The 21,712-nt window shown below is 39.7% G+C and carries 20 protein-coding genes; 18 read left to right on the top strand and 2 right to left on the bottom strand.

Annotation, left to right across the window (positions count from 1 at the left end; all coding sequences use genetic code 11):
- The first annotated feature begins 36 nt into the window (after nucleotides 1–36).
- From NIS_RS06480 to NIS_RS06440, 9 genes are all read left to right on the top strand, one after another.
- The gene (locus NIS_RS06480; protein ID WP_012082581.1) at nucleotides 37–780 is read left to right on the top strand and encodes a 5'-methylthioadenosine/adenosylhomocysteine nucleosidase; all 744 of its coding nucleotides are present in this window, start codon (nucleotides 37–39) and stop codon (nucleotides 778–780) included.
- Nucleotides 777–1,538, top strand: coding sequence for a tRNA 2-thiocytidine biosynthesis TtcA family protein (locus NIS_RS06475; RefSeq protein ID WP_012082580.1), 762 nt, complete (start codon nucleotides 777–779; stop codon nucleotides 1,536–1,538). The genes NIS_RS06480 and NIS_RS06475 overlap by 4 nt, the downstream gene beginning before the upstream one ends.
- A gap of 1 nt (nucleotide 1,539) precedes the next feature.
- Nucleotides 1,540–2,967: a hypothetical protein gene (locus NIS_RS06470; RefSeq protein WP_012082579.1), complete on the top strand. Its 1,428-nt coding sequence runs from the start codon at nucleotides 1,540–1,542 to the stop codon at nucleotides 2,965–2,967.
- Nucleotides 2,964–3,221, top strand: a complete 258-nt coding sequence (locus NIS_RS06465) for an EscU/YscU/HrcU family type III secretion system export apparatus switch protein (RefSeq protein WP_041354044.1) — start codon at nucleotides 2,964–2,966, stop codon at nucleotides 3,219–3,221. The genes NIS_RS06470 and NIS_RS06465 overlap by 4 nt, the downstream gene beginning before the upstream one ends.
- A complete protein-coding gene (locus tag NIS_RS06460) occupies nucleotides 3,218–3,901 on the top strand; it encodes a hypothetical protein (protein WP_012082578.1) in 684 nt (227 codons plus the stop codon). Before NIS_RS06465 ends, NIS_RS06460 begins: the two co-directional genes overlap by 4 nt.
- 217 nt (nucleotides 3,902–4,118) lie before the next feature.
- Nucleotides 4,119–4,361: a PAS domain-containing protein gene (locus NIS_RS06455; RefSeq protein WP_158297277.1), complete on the top strand. Its 243-nt coding sequence runs from the start codon at nucleotides 4,119–4,121 to the stop codon at nucleotides 4,359–4,361.
- Between the two features lie 35 nt (nucleotides 4,362–4,396).
- Entirely contained in the window at nucleotides 4,397–5,749 is a 1,353-nt protein-coding gene (locus tag NIS_RS06450) for a putative bifunctional diguanylate cyclase/phosphodiesterase (protein WP_012082577.1), read from the top strand.
- Between the two features lie 18 nt (nucleotides 5,750–5,767).
- Nucleotides 5,768–7,648, top strand: a complete 1,881-nt coding sequence (locus NIS_RS06445; protein WP_012082576.1) for a methyl-accepting chemotaxis protein — start codon at nucleotides 5,768–5,770, stop codon at nucleotides 7,646–7,648.
- The gene (locus tag NIS_RS06440) at nucleotides 7,648–9,000 is read left to right on the top strand and encodes a chemotaxis protein CheW (protein ID WP_012082575.1); all 1,353 of its coding nucleotides are present in this window, start codon (nucleotides 7,648–7,650) and stop codon (nucleotides 8,998–9,000) included. The genes NIS_RS06445 and NIS_RS06440 overlap by 1 nt, the downstream gene beginning before the upstream one ends.
- Nucleotides 9,001–9,003: 3 nt before the next feature.
- Here NIS_RS06440 and recO read toward each other — a convergent pair whose 3' ends face one another.
- Nucleotides 9,004–9,618, bottom strand: a complete 615-nt coding sequence (gene recO / locus NIS_RS06435; RefSeq protein ID WP_012082574.1) for a recombination protein RecO — start codon at nucleotides 9,616–9,618, stop codon at nucleotides 9,004–9,006.
- Nucleotides 9,619–9,723: 105 nt separating this feature from the next.
- Between recO and gltB the strand changes: the two genes are divergently transcribed.
- The 8 genes from gltB to dusB are packed head-to-tail and all read left to right on the top strand — an operon-like array spanning nucleotide 9,724 to nucleotide 20,093.
- Nucleotides 9,724–14,148 (top strand): glutamate synthase large subunit, encoded by a 4,425-nt coding sequence (gltB, locus tag NIS_RS06430; RefSeq protein WP_012082573.1) that lies wholly within the window; start codon nucleotides 9,724–9,726, stop codon nucleotides 14,146–14,148.
- Between the two features lies 1 nt (nucleotide 14,149).
- On the top strand, nucleotides 14,150–15,529 hold the full coding sequence (locus tag NIS_RS06425; RefSeq protein WP_012082572.1) for a glutamate synthase subunit beta: 1,380 nt from the start codon (nucleotides 14,150–14,152) through the stop codon (nucleotides 15,527–15,529).
- Nucleotides 15,529–16,251, top strand: a complete 723-nt coding sequence (locus NIS_RS06420; RefSeq protein WP_012082571.1) for an inositol monophosphatase family protein — start codon at nucleotides 15,529–15,531, stop codon at nucleotides 16,249–16,251. Before NIS_RS06425 ends, NIS_RS06420 begins: the two co-directional genes overlap by 1 nt.
- The gene (gene accD / locus NIS_RS06415) at nucleotides 16,251–17,108 is read left to right on the top strand and encodes an acetyl-CoA carboxylase, carboxyltransferase subunit beta (RefSeq protein ID WP_012082570.1); all 858 of its coding nucleotides are present in this window, start codon (nucleotides 16,251–16,253) and stop codon (nucleotides 17,106–17,108) included. The genes NIS_RS06420 and accD overlap by 1 nt, the downstream gene beginning before the upstream one ends.
- Nucleotides 17,095–17,694, top strand: coding sequence for a thiamine phosphate synthase (locus NIS_RS06410; RefSeq protein WP_012082569.1), 600 nt, complete (start codon nucleotides 17,095–17,097; stop codon nucleotides 17,692–17,694). Before accD ends, NIS_RS06410 begins: the two co-directional genes overlap by 14 nt.
- Nucleotides 17,687–18,148, top strand: a complete 462-nt coding sequence (locus tag NIS_RS06405; RefSeq protein ID WP_012082568.1) for a 23S rRNA (pseudouridine(1915)-N(3))-methyltransferase RlmH — start codon at nucleotides 17,687–17,689, stop codon at nucleotides 18,146–18,148. The genes NIS_RS06410 and NIS_RS06405 overlap by 8 nt, the downstream gene beginning before the upstream one ends.
- A gap of 13 nt (nucleotides 18,149–18,161) precedes the next feature.
- Complete coding sequence (locus NIS_RS06400; protein ID WP_012082567.1) at nucleotides 18,162–19,166, top strand: hypothetical protein; 1,005 nt, start codon at nucleotides 18,162–18,164, stop codon at nucleotides 19,164–19,166.
- Nucleotides 19,167–20,093, top strand: a complete 927-nt coding sequence (gene dusB, locus NIS_RS06395; RefSeq protein WP_012082566.1) for a tRNA dihydrouridine synthase DusB — start codon at nucleotides 19,167–19,169, stop codon at nucleotides 20,091–20,093.
- Here the strand turns inward: dusB and NIS_RS06390 are convergent.
- Entirely contained in the window at nucleotides 20,090–20,872 is a 783-nt protein-coding gene (locus tag NIS_RS06390) for a hypothetical protein (protein WP_012082565.1), read from the bottom strand. The genes dusB and NIS_RS06390 overlap by 4 nt on opposite strands.
- Nucleotides 20,873–20,974: 102 nt before the next feature.
- Here NIS_RS06390 and NIS_RS06385 point away from each other — a divergent pair, with 102 nt between their 5' ends.
- Nucleotides 20,975–21,703, top strand: a complete 729-nt coding sequence (locus NIS_RS06385) for a sulfite exporter TauE/SafE family protein (protein ID WP_012082564.1) — start codon at nucleotides 20,975–20,977, stop codon at nucleotides 21,701–21,703.
- Nucleotides 21,704–21,712 lie beyond the last annotated feature (9 nt).

Genomic DNA, 21,712 nt, shown 5'->3' with positions numbered 1-21,712 from the left:
CTTTGCTACAATCTACCAAAAAAGTTGGAGAATATCATGAAAATAGCGATCATGGGCGCTATGATAGAGGAGATTGAGCCGATTTTAAGCAGGCTCGACTCCACATTCAGTACGGATGAGCCTCTTGAGTATATCATCGAACATATGCAAAATATCAAACTGCACTATATCGCCGGCAACAGATATTTTGAAGCGAAGTACAAGGGCCATGAGATTATCGTTGCATACAGCAAGATAGGAAAAGTCTACGCTTCTTTGACAGCAAACGTATTGATACAGCATTTCAAGGTCGAGAAACTCCTTTTCAGTGGTGTTGCCGGAGCTATCAGCGAAGATTTGCACATTGGCGATCTTATCATGGCCAAGAGACTGTGCCAGCATGATCTGGATATCACGGCCTTTGGTCATCCGTACGGATATGTTCCAGAAGGCAAAGTGTATGTGGAAAGTGATCCCGTTTTACGAGAGATCGCAAAAGATGTGGCAAAGCAGATGCAAGTTCCTTTGAAAGAGGGCACCATCGCAACAGGTGATCAGTTTATAGCCGATCCCAAAAGAAAAGAATGGATTCAAAAAACCTTTGATGCGGACGCTTTGGAGATGGAGGGCGCCGCTGTGGCAGTTGTATGTGATGCTTTTGATATACCTTTTTTTATCCTCCGTTCCATCAGTGATGCGGCGGATATGGATGCGAGCTTTGATTTTGATACATTTTTGAAAAGTTCATCCAAGCGAAGCGCAGAATTTATCTTAAAAATGGTGGATGCGATTATCCAATGAAGCGGGCAGAATTTACGAAAAAGCTGATCAAACAGATTGCTCGGACGAATGTGGAGTTTGAACTACTCAAAGAGGGCGATAGAGTCTTAGTGGGTCTGAGCGGAGGCAAAGACTCTTTGACGCTTGTGCATGCCCTCAAACATATCCAAAGAGTGGCACCCTATGATTTTACCTTCAAAGCTGTGACGATCAGCTATGGCATGGGGGAAAATTATGACTTTTTAACGAAGCACTGCGAAGAGTACGGAATCGAGCATACAGTGTATGAGACGGAGATTTTTGATCTAGCCAAAGAGAAGATCCGAACCAACTCATCCTATTGCAGTTTCTTTTCGAGAATGAGGCGGGGTGCTTTATACACCTATGCGTTGCAAAACGGCTTTAACAAACTGGCTCTTGGCCACCATCTCGATGATGCGATCGAGAGTTTTTTTATGAATATGTTCTATAACGGGGCGATGCGTTCGATGCCTCCAATCTACAAGAGCTCAAAAGGACTCTATGTCATTCGACCATTGATCGAGACCCGTGAAAAACAGCTTCGAGGATTTGTAGAGCGTAACGGTTTTATGGCCATTGGGGATGAGATGTGTCCTGCCATGCGATTTGATATCAAAGAGCCTTATGTTCGTGAAAATATGAAAGCATTTGTTTCAGAGTTAGAGGGTCGATTTCGTGATGTGGTAAAATATATCAAAGCCTCATTTCGTCATATTCATGACGATACTTTTTTCGATAAAGAGCGTCTGAAGGTCTGATATGCAACCCCATCTGCCTCCACTCAATGTGGAGAATGTTCTCAAAGAACAGACATTTTTCAAACTGCCGCAGGCCTCGCTCAATCTCAAAGTCAACGGAACTGTACGAGCCGAGGTAGTCGACGTGCTACCAAGCGGTTCCGTTTTGGTTCGTATCAATGGTCAAGAGCTTGAGATACGAACAGAGATTCCTTTGCAAAAAGATACGACGCTGCTTCTCAAAGTTCTTGGAATGCCTGGCAGCGAAAAAGCGATAAAACTCCAACTTCTTGAAATCCTTGATACCAAAAAAGAGAAAGTTGAAAAAAAACTGCAATCTTTGGATCTGACAAAAGATCTTCAATTCGCCCTGCGAATAGCTCTTGGAAGCAAAGATGACAAAACGATGCAGGTTTTACTCCAAAAAGGACTCAATGAACAGCTGCAACGGATGAACAAAGAGATCATTCAAACACTCAAACCACAAAGTTTCGTATCCCTATCCTCCTCACAAGATGTCAAGATGCTCATTGCTCAGGCAAAAGAGTTGATCGAAGCAGGTGCAAAAAACGAACTTTCAGAAGTTCTGCGAACTATCAAGGAACTCCCTCAACTCAAAAATGCCGATACTCCACTTCTGCGTTTTATAGTACGTGCCAATGATGCGCAAACACTCGTGCAACGATTTGAGCAGATCAATGATATTTTTCTACCGGCCGAACAGCTTGAGAGGATGGAGGGAGAAGATCTTCAGCAACTGATTTTCAATAGCGGGACTTTTTTGGAAAAGAAACTCGATACTATTGTCAAACAGTTTGCCCTTTTGCAAAATGTTCAAGAAGAGCTTGAGCTCAAGGATCCCAAAGAGATAAAAGAGTATCTACTCAACGCAACCATATTGGATGAAAAGATAAAATCTATTTTTAAAGATGCGAAGGGTGAATCTTTGCAGACTCTGCTGAAACAGGCTCTTCAGACTCTTCATACGAAAGCTGAGGAGACCATAACCCACGACCTCAAAGCACTGATGGCACAAATGCGAGAATCGTTAGGAGATGATCAAAAAGTATCGATGCTCTATAATCATCTCCAAAATTTTCAACTCTATTCATTGGTTAGTGGCATGATATATGCCTATCTGCCGGTAGTTTGGCAGGACCTCAATGAAGGTTCGTTGCGCATTTGGGCAGATAAACAGCACTACTTTTGTCAGATAGAACTCAATTTCGAAGATATTGGCAAAGCGCAAGCGAATCTTTTGATGATACATAATAGTCTTAAAGTGGAATTTTTTATAGAAGATACTCTTTTTCGCGAAATACTCAAAGAGGGTCTTGCGGAGCTGAAAGAAGATTTGAAAGATTTTGAGGATGTTTTTGTGACTTTTGTATCACAAGGGAACGAAAAAAAGCGTTATACTACAACAGGTGGAGTCGATATTTCAGTATGAAAAAAAAGGCAGTGGCGCTTCGATATGAGAAAAAAAGTTCGAATGCGCCAAAGGTTATTGCAAAAGGTGAAGGGTACAGGGCACAAAAAATAATCGAACTGGCACATGAATACGGTATTGAACTCTATGAAGATCCCGATTTGGTTGAGGTTCTTTCAAAAGTTGAGTTACATGAGGAGATACCGCAGAAACTCTATGTGGCGGTAGCCAAGTTATTGGCCTATATTTATCGAAAGAAAAAGGAGAGAAGATGAACGTATCAGTCGCAGGAAAAGCAAAAATTGTAAAAATATATAATTTGTCACGACTTGAAATGGAAGGTATGGAGTGGGATGAGTTTGATTTGGAGTCCGCAGAAGATGTCAAAGAGCTTTTTGAAATTGCCAGAGAATATGTAGAGAGTTCAGAAGCGGACATCCTCGAACCACCCCAGGAGATACATTGCGCCGATCCGGACGAATCTTCCATAGAGATCAATTCGAAAACGTACTACACCGACGATGTGACACTGAAAAATGAGAGTGTAGTCGATCTTGTCTCTTCCATCCAAGAAGCAGAGGTTGGTGATATCTTTTTCGTTGTCGCCCAAGAGGGTGATGGACGATGGGATTTGGAAGTGGATGTGGAGAGCGCACAGCCCAATGAGGTAGAATTTGGATACGTGGATTGTTCACTTCTTTTTGATCAATACGACATTTTACGGGAGGGTTATCTCGATGTCGTATGCGATACCCTTCTTCCTGAAAGATTAAAAGTAGACGATGCGCCTGTGCAATTGCAAGATTTTGTTTTCCATCCTGTCCAGAGTTATGGACAGCTGTATATAGTGAAGAAAGATCCAGTCGGCGATATTAAAGTGTTGCAAAAAATCGATTATGGAGGAAGAATGCTGAGTGGAACGGATATGATAGTGGACGATTTTGAATTGAATTAGTGCTATATACTTTATATATAAAATTCTTCATGTCCTCTCTTAGAGGACTCTCTTCATTACTTCTTTAGATTTTGTTTAAAAAATGAACGGTTTTTGATAAATGTCTTTGATACAATCCCAATATTTAAATTTAGTAAAGAGATTTTAAGGTAGTTTAGTTATGATTTTTTCATTTATGTTTATGAATGAAAATATTTTATTTAAGGATTTGAATACGTTGCAAACTATCGATCAGCAACTTCAAGAGTATATCGCCAATTTCTTCGAAAATATATTCGAAGGAATTATTTTCATAGAAATCGGTGGAATGATTTTATATGCCAATAGCAGTGCCGCTAATATAGTGGGATATAGTAAAAAAGAGCTTGTTGGTAAAAGTATCTATGATTTTGTTGCTGCAAATTGTAAAAAAACTGTTCAAAATAATATAAAAAAAAATATAAAAAACCCTACAAAGTAAAGGTTAAAAAAAGAGATGGTACAAGTGCTTGGATTTTGGTTAAAGGTACAAGTATTCAGCTTTGGGATACACCTTTACGCATGGTTGCCATTTTCGATATTTCTGAAATTGTTGAAAAAGATAAAATGATCGATTTTCTATCCAATTATGATTTTTTAACAGGTCTTTATAATAGAAAGTATTTTTTGGAATTTATTCAAGAAGTCTTTCCTTATTATTCAACCCATTCTTTATATGGTGCACTTTTTTTTATTGATATTGATAATTTTAGAGAGATCAATGAGATTCGTGGATATGAAGTGGGAGATCTTCTTTTAAAAGAGATTGCCAAGAGACTAAAAACTACTGTTCGAAAAGAGTCTTTGATAGCAAGAGTCGGAGGTGATGAATTTCTTCTTTTTTGTGATTTAAAAGAAAAAGATAGAGAAAAAGTCCGCATTTTTAGTTCTAGTTTCGCTGGGCGATTAAAAAAAGAGTTGGAAAAACTGTATGTGATTGATGATCAAGAAATTAATATCACAATTAGTATTGGCATTGCACTGATTGAACCAAATTTGGATATTGCATTATTGTTGCGACAAGCAGATATTGCATTATATAATGCCAAAGAGAATCGAAAAAGTCGTATTATTTTTTTTAATTCCAAATATTTTAAAACATTGAAAGAAAAAAGCAAAATAAAAGAAAAAATCAAAGAGGGGCTTAAAAACGATCAGTTCTTTTTAGCTTTTCAAAAAAAGGTGCGATTAGAAAATCAAACTCCTGTTGTTGTAGGATATGAGGCTCTTGTTCGATGGGAACTAAATGGACAGATTATTCCTCCAGATAAATTCATTCCTATAGCCGAAGAGAATGGTTTGATCATAGAAATTGGTTCATATATATTACAGAAAGTCTGTTCGTATCTTCAAAAATATAATGAAAAAATTTCTGTCAATATTAGTCCTAAACAGTTTGAAGATGATTTATTTGTTAAAAGAGTTATAAACATAATAAATAAATATAACATAAATCCTAATAATCTCATCTTTGAAATAACAGAAAATATATTGCTGGAAAATATAGATGAAGCTATTAGCAAAATAAAACAATTGAAAAATATCGGTATTTCGTTTAGTATCGATGATTTTGGTACAGGTTTTTCTTCCTTTGAGTATTTGAAAACATTACCATTGGCTGAACTTAAGATCGATAAAATATTTGTAAAAAATGTTGTCGATAATTCTAATGATTATGCAATAGTTGAAGCAATAACAAAAATTGGTCACATTTTTGATTTAAAAGTTGTTGCAGAAGGCGTTGAGACAAGAGAGCAGTTGCAAATTCTTGAAGAAATTGGAGTAGACATTTTTCAAGGATTCTATTTTGGACGGCCTGAAATACATTAATTTATTAAAGGAGCGTAAATGGGTTTTATCAAAAAACACTTAGACAAACAGATGTCTGTTGAAGAGAAAAATACTCAAAAAAGTGATAAGCATGGTTTAGATTTGGATCTGAATACTGCAAGTATTGAAGAGATAGCACAAAAACTAAATGAGAGAACTGCAGATGGTTTAGCAGCTATCGAAGAGATAAAAGGGACGATGGAACAAATTGCCGCAGCAGCAGAAGAGAATGCAGGGGCGGCTGAGGAGAGTCTAAGTGCAATAGATGAGATTAATAAAAACGCACAAATATTAGAAAATGATAGCAATCTTATTTTAGATATTTCTGAAAAATTTATGGAACTCATAAAGGGTGCAAATCAAAGTATATTGGAAGATAAAGAAAAAATGCGTGTTACGGCAGGTTTAGCTGAAGAGATAGCCAATAAAGCAAATATATTATATGATTCATCTAAAGAGATAGATAATGCAGTTAACTTGATTACAAAACTTGCGAAAAAAACCTCTTTGTTAGCTCTTAATGCAGCGATAGAAGCTGCAAGGGCAAAAGAAAAAGGAAAAAGCTTCACCATTATGGCTTCTGAAATCCGTCAGATTGCATCAAAATCCAATAGATACGTTGTTAACATTAAAGATATTGTTCAAATAACGCAAGAAAAGATTGGCGTAGCAAAAGATGTGATGAATAAACTCCATACTTCGATGCAGGAAGCGGAAAAAATTGCTCTTGACAGCTCAAATAATATGCACTATATCATGAATCTAATTCAAGAATCAAACAAACTGACATTAACTGTTGTGGATGCAGTGAAACGAACGGCAAAAGAGGTAAATGCTCTACATAGAAGTGCGGAAATTATTGCTAGTGCTGCTGAAGAGAGTGCTAGTGCAGTCAGTGAGATCACTAATACAATCTCACAGCAGGTTGAAGCCTTTGCACAAGCAGAAGTTGCAGCGAAAATGATCAAGAATCTTGTCGATAAGTTGGAAGGAAACGATAAAAAAGCTGTTGTGGATGAGTTGGCTTCTGCTTCAGAAGAGCTCACAAGTACCAATGAGGAGATTGAACGTTCGATGGAACAGACTGTTGAAGCTTTAGAACAGATAGAAGAGGCAGCCAATATTGCTAAAGAAGATGCTAAAAAAGCGGAACAAGTGGCACATCAAACGTTGCAAGAAGCAGCCCGTGCAAAAGATTTGTTACATGAACTTTTTGAAAACATCAAAAAAATCGATCAAATATTTGAAGGTGTTATACAAGATCTTAAAAAAATAAAATCTATGGCATTAGAGAATACCAAATCATCTGAAGATGTAATACCAGCTCTCGATTTTATTAATTCAAAAATCAATGCACTTAACGATATGATTCGTAAAATTGAGCTCTCCATTGTTCAAATTTCTGCCCTTTCTATCAATGGTTCGGTAGAGGCGATACGAGCAGGTGAATTTGGCAATGGTTTTAGTGAAGTTAGCCGCGATATAAAAGAGCTTGCGAATAGTTCAGAAGAGAATCTAGATAAAGTTATCAAGACAATTAATAAAGTAAAAGAGGAGAATGATCAAATCAATGTGTTAGTCAATAATATCATTTTGACTCAGCGAGCAGAAAATGAGAAACTAGATCGTATAGAGTATGAGCTTGCTAATAATAAAGAGAACCTCATCAAAGTTTTAGAAGCTGTGGAAAAAGGTGTGACACGAGTTGAACATATTTTTCAAGCTCTCGAACAGAGTAAAATTGCTGCAGAACAGATTTTAGAAGCGGCAAATATTTCTCACAAAAATGCTTCAGAGTCGAGAGAAGCGGCAAATATTATCTTAAAGATTAGTCGGGATATGAAAGAGCTCTCTGCAAAACTTTTTGAGATTGCATCAGTATTGTCTGGAGAAGAGTAATGGTTTCGGTATGTACATTTAAAGTTAACGATTCTATATTTGGTGTCAATGTAGACAATGTAAAATGGATAGTTGATGTAGAAAAAGTGTATGATGTAGAATTTATGCCCGAGTATATAGTAGGAGAAATTAAACAAAATGGTGATATCTATTTTTTAGTTTGTCTCAAAAAAATTTTGAAACTTGGGGAATGTGGCGATATAAAGAATAAAAGTGCTATTATCTTGAGCATTAAAGATAAAGACTTTGCGATTCTTATAGATGAAATACATAAGATAGAAGAGATTGAGCATATTAAATATAATAATGACAAAATCGAGGTAATCAATCTAGATGAAGAAGTCGTGGAAATTTTAAAAGAGGATTTTTTTTATAGTAATGTAGATGTTCCAACTATTAAACCAACATTTCAAAAACAAAAAGACAAACTTTTACAAAGTGTAGTTGAAACAACACAAGATGAGATAAGTTTGATTCTATTTAAACTTGGGAAAGAGATATTTGCCATTGATGCTTCTATCGTACAATTTGTTGAAGTCTTTGAGGATGCAAAAAAAGGGGTTTATATTCCAAAAGAGGAGTTTATTGAAGGAGTTTATTTAGTTAAAAATAGATTATTGCACATTGTCAATTTAGGAAAACTGTTACATGTTGATAAACAACTAGGTGAAAATATTTTTATCTTAAAAAAAGAGAATCTTCACCTGGGATTATCAGTTGGAAAAATTCTTAATATTGTTAATATACAAACAGAACATATCAATATTGCAAGGGGTGAGGAGATTCTAAATCGTTTCTTTATCTATCACAACCAAATTATTTCTATTATTGACAATAAATACTTGGAAAAACTTATTGAAGAATATGGCATTACATCAAATAATAAGGATGAAGTTTCAAGGGGAACAACTGAATATGAAGAGTTTTTAATTGTTAGAGTGGATGGAGATCGTTTTGCTATAAAAATGGAATATATAAAGGGTATCCATGAAGAGCAGGATGTTCACATTACAAGATCTTTAGAACATAAAGAGGGCATTGAAGGAATTGTTGCTATAGATTCAAGAAGTTATCTTCTTTTTGACTTAGAATATTTGGCAAGTGAAAAAGGGGAAATTCAAAAAGGGGAACGATTGATTCTTATAATACAAACAGATTTGGATGGAAAACTGTTTGACTTTGCATTGCTTATAGGCAATATTGACGAGATTATTCAAGTACCAAAAGATGATGTTTATATCGTTTTATCTCAAAAAGATCATTTTATCAAAGGAACTGTTGACTATCATGATGAGGTTTTCAATATTATCAATACCAACTGGATAGTAAAACAATTACAAAAGAATGAATAAGTATTATAGTCCCTCTTCGATGAGGCTCCATAGAGCCTCTATCTCATCCTCTTCAAAAAATTGTGTATCGCAATGGGTAAAAAGATGCTCTATCTTTTTTTGATCAAAACTTCTTTTAGGAATACATTCACTGTGTGCTTGTAGAAAGGCGCGTACTAAAACGGGATCTTTCTCAATTTTCGTTTCACACACGAAACAGATCGGTTCCGTATGGAGTCTGCCCTCAAAATGAAGGAGTCTCAGATAGTTCTCTATCAATGCTCTTTTGGGGTTTTGTTTTTCCAGATATTTCGATGTATCGCAAAGCAGATCATAGTAAAAGGAATCGATCGCTTCTATGTCGAACAGATGAGTATGTAACAGTTTGATAAATTTTTGCCAAAGTAGTGTTGTTTGCATCGATTTGAGCCAGGGCGTACCTAAATGGGTGATGTGCCGCATTTTGGGAAGATAGCCCAAATCCTGTTCGATTTCAAAGTCCACTTTGTAGCCCAAATTGATCGTACTGTGCCTTGCTCCATAAAAGCGATAGAGTGTGTAAATCTTTGATCGGGTAAGGACTTTGACGATGAGGTCCTCACTTTTTACTTTGGTAATATTGAGTATGAATCCTTGCATCAACAGCTCATTTATAAGTGGTTTTTAACGAAAATTAGGATAAAATAATTTCAACTTATACTAAAAAAAATATTAAAAGTCGTTTAAAGTAAGAAAGGTGGATGGATGGATTTTTTAACTTCCTACAAAGACAACTGTGGGTTTGGTCTACTTGCCAGTATCGATAACAAACCTTCCCACAAAAATGTGAATGACGCGATTCAGTCGCTTGAGAGAATGATGCACAGAGGTGCCATTGCAGCAGATGGAAAGAGTGGTGACGGAAGCGGACTACTTTTTTCCATGCCCCACAGATTTTTTAAAAAAATCGCAAAAGAGGAGGGCTTTGTTCTGCCTTCGGTATATGCTGTAGCGATGGTTTTTTACAAAAATGAGGAAAACATCACAGTTATCAAAGAGCAGTGTAAAAAGAACGACCTCAAAGTCCTTCATATCAGGGAGGTCCCCCTCAATACCGAAGCACTTGGAGAGTTGGCGCTCAAAACCCTTCCAAATATCGTTCAGATCTTTGTTGCTCCAAACTCTTTGATCGCGACGAAACGGTTCGAAGCCCTTTTGTATCTGACACGAAGAGAGATCGAACACGCTTTGGAAGATGATGAAGATTTTTATATTCCAAGTTTTTCGAGTAAAACGGTCTCCTATAAAGGGCTTGTTATGCCCACATACATCAAAATGTTCTATCCAGATCTCCAAGATGAGGATTTTGAAGCGAGTTTTGTTCTTTTCCATCAGCGATTCTCCACCAATACGTTGCCAAAATGGAAGCTTGCCCAACCTTTTAGAATGATTGCACACAATGGTGAGATCAACTCCGTTTCAGCCAACAGATACAACGTTCTGGCCAAATGCGAATCACTTAAAAGCGAGGTTTTCAGTCCAGAAGAGATAGATCGGATCCTACCGGTTCTTGAAAAAGAGGCGAGTGACAGTAAAAGCCTGGATAACTTTTTTGAATTTTTGATTGTCAACGGTATGGAGTTTTTCAAAGCGGCTCGCGCCCTTATTCCGGCTCCTTGGCAGAACGCTCCGCATATGGATGCGCACCTCAGGGCCTATTATGAATATTCCAGTACCTGCTTTGAGGCTTGGGACGGACCGGCTGCTGTGAGTATGACCGATGGTCGCTATATCGGATGTGTTCTGGATAGAAACGGTCTTCGCCCGGCAAAATACATTATCACTAAAGATAGACGATTGATCATCGCCAGCGAATATGGTATTTTGGGTGTTCCAGAAGAAAACATTTTGGAGCGGGGAAGACTCCAAAGTGGTGAGATGATAGCCCTTGACCTCAAATATGGTGTTATTCTCAAAAACGAAGACATCAACGATTACCTCAAAAACTCCAACCCGTATGCCCAATGGCTCAATGAAAATATGGTTTACCTGCAAGAGCATATCGAAACGCCATTTAGCAATGTGGATGATTACAAAATCGATGATATCGTTCACAAACAGAGATACTACAATATAACACACGAGCTTGTAGAACAGGTGATTGAGCCGATGATCAAGGAGGGCAAAGAGGCTGTCGGATCCATGGGGGACGATACGCCTATGGCGGCCTTTAGCCAAAAACAGAGAGCCTTTGTAGATTTTTTCAAACAAAAATTTGCGCAAGTAACGAACCCGCCGATCGATCCTATTCGAGAAAAGATCGTTATGAGTCTCAATACAGGTTTTGGAGAGATTCACAACATCTTGGATGAAGATCCAAACCATGCCATTCGACTCAAAGCGGTATCACCTATTTTGATTCGGGAAAAACTGGATGTCCTTCTTTCCTATGGCGATCCGAAGCATCCAAGGTATCAGGCCTGTTTTAAAAACAAGATCTTTTCCACAGCGTTCGAAAAAGATCTCAAGGCAAGCCTTGAAAAACTGTGTGATGAGGTGATCGACGCCGTTGTCAACGAAGGGGTGCGAATCATCGTCTTGGATGACAGGGAACTCAGTCCGCACAAAAAAACGATGCCTATGGCGATGGTGATAGGCCGGCTCAATAAACGCTTGCTGGAAGCCAAGGTTCGGCATCTTGTCTCTACCGTTGCAATCACCGGCGAAGTGTATGACTCCCATTCTGCAGCGGTTATGGTAGGGTATGGTGCAAGTGCAGTCTATCCATATCTACTTTTTGCCACAGTCTATGAGAAACTGAAAAAAGAGGATCTCACTCCTTTTGAACTTCGAAACAAATTTAAAAACGTGGTCAATGCATTGAACGCCGGATTTTTGAAAATCATGTCCAAGATGGGTATCTCTACTATTGCATCCTATAGAAACTCGGGACTTTTCGATGTTTTGGGCTTGAGTGAGGAGATCGTGAATGAATGCTTTTCCAACTCAGCTTGTCTTCTTCCAGGACTAACCTATGAAGACATAGAAGAGCGGCTCAGTAGGTATCATGAAAAAGCGTATGAGATCGATATAGAAAAAAGAATCTTTCCACTGGAACTTGGAGGTTACTACAAATATATCGACGGCAGCGAGTATCACGACTTCAATCCAAATACCGTCAATCAGATCCATAAAGTCTCGATTACCGGAGACTGGAGCGATTATGAGCAGCTCAAAAAGATGGTGGATGGAAGAGGTTTTCGATTTATCCGAGACTTTTTCGAATTTCAAAGCGATCGAAAGCCAGTAAGCCTTGATGAGGTAGAGCCGATTGAAAATATCTTCAAGCGATTTGACAGTGCGGCTATGAGTTTGGGGTCCATTTCACCAGAAGCGCATGAGTGTATCGCCGAAGCGATGAATAAAATAGGTGCGCAAAGCAACTCGGGTGAAGGTGGTGAGGATGCCAGCCGCTTTGGAACCATCAAAAACTCCAAAATCAAGCAGGTTGCAAGTGGTCGATTTGGCGTGACGCCTGCGTATCTCAGAAGCGCCGAAGAGATTCAGATCAAAATCGCTCAAGGAGCGAAACCGGGCGAGGGGGGTCAGCTTCCAGGACACAAAGTAACGGCGCTCATAGCAAAATTGAGACATACCATGCCGGGAGTCACCCTCATCTCACCTCCACCACACCATGATATCTACTCTATCGAGGATCTGGCACAACTTATCTTCGATCTCAAACAGGTCAATCCTGATGCGAGAGTGGCCGTAAAACTTGTCTCCACAGCGGGCGTTGGTACCATCGCCACAGGTGTTGCGAAAGCCTATGCAGACAAGATCATCATCAGTGGCGGTGATGGCGGTACGGGAGCAGCTCCACTTACTTCCATCAAATTTGCCGGAAACCCTTGGGAACTTGGGCTTAGCGAAGCGCACAACGCGCTCAAAGCCAACCACTTAAGAGAGTTCGTACAGCTTCAAACGGATGGTGGACTCAAAACCGGTCTTGATATTGTTAAAGCGGCAATTTTGGGAGCTGAGAGCTATGCTTTTGGTACAGGTGTGCTCACTATCATTGGGTGTAAGATTTTGCGAGTATGTCATTTGAACCGATGTACAGTAGGTATTGCGACACAAAACGAGTTTTTGCGTGAGCACTATGTTGGAACTGTGGATAGACTCATCAACTACTTTACTTTGATTGCAGAAGATGTGAGAAAAATATTGGCGAGTTTAGGCTATACAAAACTTGAAGAGATTATCGGACGAACGGATCTTTTGAGAGTTGTAGAAAATGAACTTGCGAAAAAATTCGATTTTAGCTCTGTACTCATGCGACTCGATGGCGTAGATACCTGTCAAGTTCCATCCAACGAGCCGTTTGACAGTAACGAATATGAAAAAGAGATTTTGAAAGAGGTCTATCCAGCGATTGAAAATCCTGGAAAGCAAGTGATTGTCAATAAAACCATCACCAATGTCAACAGAAGTTTTGGAGCCAGAATCAGTGGCGAGATTGCAAAATATTATGGCGATGAGGGGTTGAAAGAAGATAGTATCCGAATCAACCTTCAAGGGGTTGCAGGACAGAGCCTTGGAGCCTTTTTGATTAATGGTGTGACAATCAATCTTGTGGGTGCAGGAAACGACTATGTAGGAAAAGGAATGAATGGCGGTAAGATCGTCATAACATCTAAAACACACAATGAAGGCTTGAGTCTTGCTGGAAATACCTGTTTGTATGGTGCAACAGGAGGAACGCTGTTTGTTGCCGGAGAAGTGGGTGAGCGATTTGCTGTACGAAACTCAGGAGCCTTGGCAGTGGTGGAAGGTACAGGTGATCATGCCTGTGAATATATGACTGGCGGGATCGTAGTAATTCTTGGTGATACGGGTATCAATTTTGGTGCGGGTATGACTGGAGGTCTTGCATTTGTGTATGATACGCACCACACATTTATCGAGAAAATCAACCAAGAACTCATCGAGGCTAGACGAATCGATATCGACGAGTTTGACGAGGCACGACACTATCTTAAAAAGCTGCTTCAATCTTTTTATGATGAGACAGGAAGCAAAAAAGCCAAATTTATCTTGAACAACTTCAGAATGGAGATACGAAATTTTTGGATGGTACGGCCAAAAGAGCTTCGAAAAGTGCCTTTGAACCTAGAGGAAGGGGAATAATATGCAAAATTTTATTTTCAATGAACGAATCGAACCGAAAAAACGATCAGTCAATGAACGAATCAAAGATTTTCGAGAAATTTATGAGATTTACAATCCCAATGAAGCTGCCACCCAGGCAGACAGGTGTGTGCAGTGTGGAGACCCGTACTGTCACAACGCCTGTCCTTTGCACAACTTCATCCCTCACTGGCTTAAAACGGTGGCAGAGAAAGATCTTGAGCTTGCTTTCAAAATCTCCAACGAATCTTCTCCGTTTCCAGAAATCATGGGACGGGTATGTCCTCAAGATAGACTTTGCGAGGGTGCATGTACTCTCAATGAAGGGTATGGAGCTATCACCATTGGAGCCATTGAGACTTTTATAAGTGAAGAGGGGTTTAAAAGAGGGCTTAGACCGGAGTTTGAAAAGAAAAAGACAGGCAAAAAAGTAGCGATTGTTGGAAGCGGACCGGCAGGACTGAGCTGTGCTACCTATCTGCTACGATATGGCATCGAGCCGCATGTGTATGAGCGCGCTGATAGAGCCGGTGGCTTGTTAACTTATGGTATTCCTAATTTTAAACTGGACAAAAAGGTTGTACAAAGAAGGATCGACTGGCTTATAGAAGCGGGTATGAAACTCAACCTTAATATCGAAGTAGGAAAAAATATCGATTTTGAAGAGCTCCTGGAAAATTATGATGCCGTCTTTTTGGGAATCGGGGCTACCAAGGCGAGACGAGCGAATATTCCTGGTGAAGATGCCAAAGGCGCTTTTATGGCGATGGATTTTTTGACTAACGTACAAAGAAAAGTGTTTGGTGACGCGTATGACAGCTCTATGGAGGTAAAAGATAAGCGGGTGATCGTTATCGGTGGTGGCGATACAGCAATGGATTGCGTGAGAACTTCGCTTCGTGAAGGTGCTGCCAAAGCGATCTGTGCATATAGAAGAGATGCTGCCAGTATGCCAGGAAGCAAAAAAGAGGTGAAAAATGCCCAGGAAGAGGGAGCAGAATTTGTCTACAATGTTGCTCCGACGAAGATTTTGACGGATGAAGAGAATAAAGTGATCGGTGTGGAGTTTGTCAAAACGATTTCCACTGTGTCCAAAGATGGATCTAGAAAATTGGAGACGATCAAAAACAGCGAGTTTACAATGGAAGCAGATGTTGTTATTTTTGCTCTTGGTTTTGAAAACACGCCCCTTGAATTTCTCTCGAAACATGGAATCGAGACCAATCAGTGGGGTGCAGTGAAAATTGATCAAAACTATGAAACCACAAAGCCCGGTGTATTTGCCGGTGGTGACTGCTATAGAGGGGCACATCTGGTTGTGACTGCGGCGTACGATGGTAGAGAGGCTGCAAAATCGATTGTGAGAAAGTTGATTGGATAGTGCAATCGTTTATCAGTGATCTGCGATCGGCACTAAAAGAGATCTATCGTACCGTACGGTACGATATGATCGATGAACTCTATCAATACAACGGATACGGGGCCGGAGGAGACCTTTCATCAAACGTGGATCTGCTTGCAGAAAAAATCTACGTAAAACATCTTTCGCGCTATGGTCAGATAATATCTGAAGAGTCTGGAATCATCGGAAATGGGGAGTGGAAACTGATTATCGATCCCATTGACGGAAGCGATAATCTTCTTTCATCTTTTCCCTACTATGGTACTTCTATTGCTGTACAAAAAGATGGGGAGATGCTTCTATCTTGTGTTGCCAACTTCGCAAACGGAGATCTTTTTATCAAACATGATGCAGGCTTTTTCAAAGGGAATATTCTCGAATCAGATATGAAACCTATCCGGTACCATCCCTTTTCCAAAATAGGTCTCTTTGAAAAGGCCTATGCCAATCCCCAGATCGTTGCAAGACTCAACGCCAATGGTCTGAAATTTCGAAGTCCGGGAGCTGTTGCTCTTTCACTGGCGTATGCCTATGCGGTCAAGTATGTCTTGTTTGTAGGCAAGATCAGGGAGTATGATATCGCAGCCGGTTTGCATCTATGTAGTGATTGTCATATCTATCAGGATACCACCAGAATAATAGTCAGTAAGGACAAAGCAATTTTTGATAAGATTAAAGAAATAGTTTTAAAGGATGAGTAGTGGGGATCAGCGATTTTTTTAAAATACGTCGCTCTCAGCCAAGTACAAAGGAACAACCGAGTCACTGGATAAAATGTCCCAGTTGTAATGCACTTATGTACTACAAAGAGGTGCAGAATCGCTACAATGTCTGTCCAAAATGTGGGTACCATTTCCGTATAGGTGCACAGGAACGGATCGAGATACTGTGTGATGAAGGAAGTTTTGTCGAATTCGATGCCGAGTTGGAACCGGTGGATCCACTCAAATTTGTCGATAAAAAGAGCTACAAAAAGCGTATCGAAGAGGGCAAGAAAAAGACAGGAAGAGCCAGTTCCGCCATAAGTGGTGAATGCACGATAGAAGGGGTCCCAACGCAGATCGTGGTTTTTGATTTTGCTTTCATGGGAGGCAGCCTTGGTTCTGTGGAAGGAGAAAAGATTGTTCGTGCCGTCAATAGAGCTATACAAAAGAGGCAACCTTTGGTGATTGTGAGTGCCAGCGGTGGAGCGAGGATGCAAGAGAGTACTTTCAGTCTCATGCAGATGAGCAAGACATGTGCAGCACTTGCAAAGCTTCACCAGGAAAAACTCCCTTATATTTCCGTATTGACAGATCCTACGATGGGGGGAGTGAGTGCCTCTTTTGCCATGATCGGCGATATCATTATGGCCGAACCTGGCGCTCTCATCGGATTTGCGGGGCAACGGGTTATCAAGCAGACTATTGGAGCCGATCTGCCAGAAGGTTTCCAGCGAAGCGAATTTTTGCTAGAGCACGGTTTGATCGATATGATTGTTGAAAGACCCTCTATGAAAAAAACGATTGCAGATTTGCTGAAAATATTGTGGAAAGAGGAAAACGTTGTATCCGAATGACCTGTATGCACTGTGTGATAGATCTTTGCTCAAACGATTCGATATAGATCTTGATGGATTTTTATCCATCGCCCAAAGATTTGGAGCCAAAATTGTCCAGTATCGTAATAAGTCTGACGATATCGAAGAGAAAAAAAAGGATCTACAATATCTTCGAAAAGGATGGAAGGGAATACTCATCGTCAATGATGAACTGGCTTTGGCATCTTTGTGCGACGGTGTCCATATCGGTCAGGAGGATTTGGACAGGCTGATGGTATCTTTTGGTATCCAGTCAAAAAATGAAGCGCTGAGTATCATAAAAAAGCTTTATGGTGCGAAGATAGTAGGCCTTTCCACCCATACATTACAAGAGATTCGAGAAGCCAATGAGCTAGATCTGGAATATGTGGGCTTGGGAGCGTATCGAAGCAGCACGACAAAAGATGTGCAATATGTATTGGGAGAGAGACTCAGCGATATAGCATTACGATCAAAACATAAGGTAGTGGCTATCGGAGGTATTCGGCTGTTTGAGCCGATCGAAAATGTCTGGCTCAGAGCCATAGGGAGCGATCTTTTGATAAAAGGGCTTACATTTGCATAGGATTGCAATCTACTCGATCGGTAAAAAAGATGAGAAGTGCTATGAGGCCATTTACGAGGATTTGATCAAAAATAGCAAAAAATTTGCCCTTATCGAGACGAAGAATGTTTTCAATAAAAAGATCAATGCGGCACAAAGCGATGCACAAAAAGCCATGAAAGCCTATAGTGACACTTTCAAGCCTTTTATACTCAGCGACGGCTTCAACATCGCATTGGATCCTGAAGGAAAATGTTTGGACTCCTTCGCATTTGCAAATCTTTTGAAAGAGCATACGAAATTAGCGTTCTTTATCGGTGGAGCGTACGGATTGGAAAGATCTTTTGTACAATCTTGCGATATGGCTTTGAGTTTGAGTCCATTGACAATGAGCCATAAAATTGCGAAAATGGTGTTATTGGAACAGCTATTCAGAGGACTTTCGATCATACACAACCATCCGTATCATAAATGAAAGAGGAGTAATTATGCGTTTAAAGAAATATATTCTGTTTAGCCTCATCTTGATGGGCTTGGTGGGAGGCCTGATCTATACTCAGACAGAACAGACCTATACGTTGGAAGTGCTTGGTATTCCTGTGACGTTGCCAATAGCCGTTTGGGTTGTGCTCCCGATGTTTTTGATGTTTTTAGCCTCTTTTTTCCATATGGCATACTACTCCTTTATCAATTTCATGCGACTCAAACGCTACAAAAAAGATTACGATACCCTTATAGCTTCATTTGTGAACGCTTTGTATCGGGAACCAAGACCACTTCAGTACAAATCCAAAGAGGCGAAAAATCTGGGGGCTGTCTGCGATGCATCCCACATGATTCCGCAGCACTTCAAAATCGATACAAAAGATGAGCGATTACGAAAAGTGATCGATACCCTCAAAGATATACACAACGGCATGTATGTAGAGATTGATGGCGTAAAACTCTCATCAAAAAATCCGATCCTTTTGCAAAATATAGAGAACAGGATGAAAGAGGAGCCCACATACAGCGGTGTTGTTTTGAAAAACTGCAAAGAGTATCCAAAAGAGCTTTGTAAAAAGGCCCTTTTGATCTTTATGGAATTTAGTGATATCGCGAAAATAAAAGAGTATGCATCACTTTTTGATATCGAATCGTTACTGCACCTTATAGCATATGCGAAAAAAGAGAATAGATCCTTGGAATATCAAGATATCCTATATATCATTCAGCAAGCGCGTATGCAGTTGAATGCCAAAGATTATATCGCCATAGCAAAAGAAATAAAGGATATTTTGGCACCTGATGAGCGATTGAAACTGTTTGAACTGCTTAAAGAAGAGGATGAAAAGAGTGAAGCAGCCTATCTGTATACACTGCTCGATCTTGAAATGATCGAAAAAGCAAGAGAGTTTCTTGAAACGACCAACGAAGAGGAGTTACAAGAGTTCAAAGCCTATCTGGAACTCAAAGAGTGTGGTAAAAACTATCCGTTGGAGCTGTTCGTATAGATGAAACTGGATTTTTCGAAGCCTTTGTATGTTTTAGCGCCACTGGCAGGGTATACAGATCTGCCTTTTCGAAGTGTGGTAAAAAAGTTCGGGGCCGATCTGACCATCAGTGAGATGATCAGCTCCAATGCCCTTGTCTACGATAGTAAAAAAACCTATAAAATGCTTGAAAAATCACCCGAGGAAAATCCCTACTTTGTACAGATCGCTGGAGGTGATCCGTTGATTGTCAAAGAGGCTGTGGAAAGACTCAACGAAATAGAAGGGATTGATGGGATCGATCTCAATTGTGGATGTCCCGTCCCAAAAGTGGTAAAACAGGGAGCCGGAAGTGCACTTCTTGACGATCTCGATAGACTCGGTAAAATTGTCCAGACTATCAAGGAGACCTCCGAAAAAAACTATACCAGTGTCAAAATTCGCTTGGGATTTACCGAAAACAGAGTAGTCGAAATCGTAAAGGTTCTGGAGGAAGCGGGAGCCGATTTTATCACGATTCATGGTAGAACGAGAAGTGGTGGATTCAAAGCTCCTGTAGATTACGAGGCGATCGCACGAGCTAAAGAGAGCGTATCCATTCCGGTTATCGCCAATGGCGACATTACAAATTTTCAAAAGACGCAAGAGGTTCTCTTCATCACAAAGGCAGATGGTGTCATGATAGGACGCGGTGCTATAGGAAAACCGTGGATATTTTACCAGTTAAAACATGGCAAAGAGGATGTGGATGCATCCTTGAAAAAAGAGATCATATTAGAGCATTTCCACCAAATGATCCGTTTTTATGGAACGTATGGTGCGGTACTTTTTCGAAAACATCTGCATACCTATTCCAAAGGATATCCCGGTGCTACCCAGTTTCGAACGAAAATCAACGAAGTGGAAAATCCTGAAGAGATGGAGCAGATGATAAAAGATTTTTTCTAAAACTTTCCACTCGCTTTTCTTTTATACTCTTCTATCGTCGTGAAGATCTCCTCTTTTTCTTGTATTTGTTTGGTTGGTTCGATATTGTGGTTTTCAATGGCACTCTCAAAGGCCTCCATCGATTCGATTTCCCCCTCTTTGTATTTTCCAAGAAGAACGTTGGTGCTTCCTATCAAAACAAGATAATCGATTCCTTTAAAGGAGATGAGGGCGATTTTATTGTGTTCATCCAAAGGCTTTTCAAATTTGATCGTAAACTCCTCTTCCTGTTTTGGAACGATCACCTTTTTCTTTGCTACTTTGTTTGCCGAAGAGAGTTTTATCGCAACGGCCAACATGATCAGTACAACGAAACCGCCGATAGAAATCAATATCCATATACCGGTATCTGTACTTTTGTGGACTGTTTTTGCAAGCGTTTGGGTTGGTGCATAAATTTCAATTTTAAGGCTGAATCCATCTTTGGATTTCGCTGCACGCAGTTTGATCTTTTTTGTGGAGTAGATGATTACGTTGGATCCGTTTTTGGCCGGTAAAACATCGATTTGATACACATTTGGATTGTGCAGTTTTTTTTGCCATGGGGTTAGGATTTTAACGTCCTCAAGATAAAGTATAGTCTTGTCCTTTTCGTGTCTTTCGATGATCTTGCCATCAAAAGGAATATCAAAATTGAGCAAAAGATCGATTCCTCTTTTCGTCTCTTTTACATTGAGGTTAAGGATCATCGTTGCAAAAAGTTGGAGCGTAAGAAATAGGAAAAGTATAATTTTTTTCAATGCTCACTCCTGAGAGGTTTTACCAATTATAGTTTGATTTTGATAAATCCTGCATAAAATTTCTCTAAGTTTCGATATAATCCGAGAAAAAAAAGTGTGCGCATGGAACTGATTCTCGTTGGTATTCTTGTGGGTTTTCTTTCAGGTTTTTTCGGAATTGGCGGCGGAACGATTTTGGTGCCTATCCTTTTATATCTTGGATTTGATATTAAAGAGGCTGTAGGGATATCAGTTACGCAAATGGTATTTAGTTCGCTTTTTGGGTCCTATCTCAATTTCAAAAAAAATATTTTCAAGATTCATGAGGGGTTGGCTCTTGGCATTGGCGGATTTATAGGCGCTCTAGGCAGTGGATACTTTTTAAGTATCGTTTCAAGCCGTGTGCTTGAGTGGATGTTTTTGGGATTTGTTCTTTTTGCGATGTATCGCTTTTTCAAAGCCCCCGCTATTGAAGGAGGAGCAAAGGAGATTCCTCCTCTGGTAATACTTGGAGTGGGAGTGGTAGTTGGATTGTTGGCAATCAGTATAGGAGTTGGCGGGTCGATTCTCATTACACCAATCCTTGTCGGCTTTTTTCATATGGATGTGAAGAAAGCGGCATCCATGGGACTCTTTTTTGTCATTTTCTCATCCATCAGTGGATTTTTGAGTTTGAGTCTCTTTGGACATATTGATTACAAAGATGGTTTGCTTGTGGGGGTATCTTCCCTTTTTGGGGTCTATTTTGGTATAAAGCTAGCCCATATGACACACCATGCGAAATTTAAAAAAGCTTTGATCGTTATCTATTCCATTATTTTGTTATTGGTTGTGAAAAAGATATTTTTTTAGAGGAGTTCA

Origin of the sequence: Nitratiruptor sp. SB155-2 (assembly GCF_000010325.1) — a bacterium.
Lineage (GTDB): Bacteria > Campylobacterota > Campylobacteria > Campylobacterales > Nitratiruptoraceae > Nitratiruptor.
This window is presented reverse-complemented; position numbering and strand designations above follow the sequence as displayed.

Coding starts and splice junctions, on each gene's coding strand:
- gltB (WP_012082573.1), top strand. CDS start 9,724: ATGGATTTTTTAACTTCCTACAAAGACAACTGTGGGTTTGGTCTACTT.
- NIS_RS06470 (WP_012082579.1), top strand. CDS start 1,540: ATGCAACCCCATCTGCCTCCACTCAATGTGGAGAATGTTCTCAAAGAA.
- NIS_RS06425 (WP_012082572.1), top strand. CDS start 14,150: ATGCAAAATTTTATTTTCAATGAACGAATCGAACCGAAAAAACGATCA.
- NIS_RS06445 (WP_012082576.1), top strand. CDS start 5,768: ATGGGTTTTATCAAAAAACACTTAGACAAACAGATGTCTGTTGAAGAG.
- recO (WP_012082574.1), bottom strand. CDS start 9,618: ATGCAAGGATTCATACTCAATATTACCAAAGTAAAAAGTGAGGACCTC.
- NIS_RS06465 (WP_041354044.1), top strand. CDS start 2,964: ATGAAAAAAAAGGCAGTGGCGCTTCGATATGAGAAAAAAAGTTCGAAT.
- NIS_RS06460 (WP_012082578.1), top strand. CDS start 3,218: ATGAACGTATCAGTCGCAGGAAAAGCAAAAATTGTAAAAATATATAAT.
- NIS_RS06475 (WP_012082580.1), top strand. CDS start 777: ATGAAGCGGGCAGAATTTACGAAAAAGCTGATCAAACAGATTGCTCGG.
- NIS_RS06385 (WP_012082564.1), top strand. CDS start 20,975: ATGGAACTGATTCTCGTTGGTATTCTTGTGGGTTTTCTTTCAGGTTTT.
- dusB (WP_012082566.1), top strand. CDS start 19,167: ATGAAACTGGATTTTTCGAAGCCTTTGTATGTTTTAGCGCCACTGGCA.
- NIS_RS06480 (WP_012082581.1), top strand. CDS start 37: ATGAAAATAGCGATCATGGGCGCTATGATAGAGGAGATTGAGCCGATT.
- NIS_RS06440 (WP_012082575.1), top strand. CDS start 7,648: ATGGTTTCGGTATGTACATTTAAAGTTAACGATTCTATATTTGGTGTC.
- NIS_RS06400 (WP_012082567.1), top strand. CDS start 18,162: ATGCGTTTAAAGAAATATATTCTGTTTAGCCTCATCTTGATGGGCTTG.